The organism is Collinsella aerofaciens, from assembly GCF_019131995.1.
GTDB classification, from domain to species: Bacteria; Actinomycetota; Coriobacteriia; order Coriobacteriales; family Coriobacteriaceae; genus Collinsella; species Collinsella aerofaciens_S.
Map to the genome: position 1 here is coordinate 1 of NZ_JAHONA010000067.1, position 952 is coordinate 952.

At 70.4% G+C, this 952-nt stretch carries 1 pseudogene; it reads right to left on the reverse strand.

The features are described 5' to 3' along the window. Window positions 1-568: pseudogene (locus KSY82_RS10190) on the reverse strand (hypothetical protein); the annotation flags it as partial. Window positions 569-952 lie beyond the last annotated feature (384 nt).

Genomic DNA, 952 nt, shown 5'->3' on the forward strand with positions numbered 1-952 from the left:
CGGTGTAGCGGGCGGACAGCTCCCCGGACAGCCTGACCCTCAGGGCCTCGACGGCCCGGGACTGGCCGGTCGTGCCGGCGGTGCCGCCGTTGCCGACGGCGGGCTGCCAGCCGACGTTCGAGACGTGGGCCTCGACGGATATGGCGTCGGCGCCGAGGGGCTCGCCGGTCGAGGCGTCGGACAGGACGAGGCGCAGCGCCTCGAGGGGGAGCCCCCTGCCGGTCGTGCCGGCGACCTCGCCGCCGGCGACGGCGCCCATCCAGCCGATATTGGAGACGTGGGCCGAGTATGAGAGCGAGACGGGCGCGGCCGCCTCGGACCGGGCGGGCTCCGCCTGGGCGCCGTCGGCCTGCGGGGCCTCGGGCTGGGAGGCGTCGGCCTGCGCGGGCTGGGCGGCGTCGGCCTGGGCGGCGGGACCCCCGTCGGCGGGCTGGGCCCCGGCGGTCGGGGCCTGCGCGTCGCCCGGGGCGGCGGGGGCGGCGTAGGCCGCGGGCCCGCACAGGGCCAGGGCGGCCGCGACCGCCAGCGCGGCGGCGGCACCGGAAATTCGTTTCGTGGAGCGTCTCATGGAAAATCCCCCTAATCTAGCAACGGTTTAGAGTCTACTAGATTGGGGGGACGGGAGCCAAAGCATGATGGGCCGAACGGTTAGCCACAAGTTCACCTTCGGCGCCAATGGCCTCATCCGTATAACCATTGAGTTCCAGATGACCGACATCGATCCACACCCAGCCAACGCCCGAAACACCTGGCTCGCAGCACGCAACGTTGCCTATAAACATGCTCTCCGTGTCCGCGGTATAAGAAGGCCCGCCCTGCAAAACGCACGGACAGGGCATAGCAACAGGCAACTCGGCGCAAATCGTTTGAGCAGGCGGCGCGCGGAAGGAGCGTATAAGGCGGTTTTCTGCTGGCTGTCAGCCGCGGCATCCTCACGGAAACCTAGTTGTCG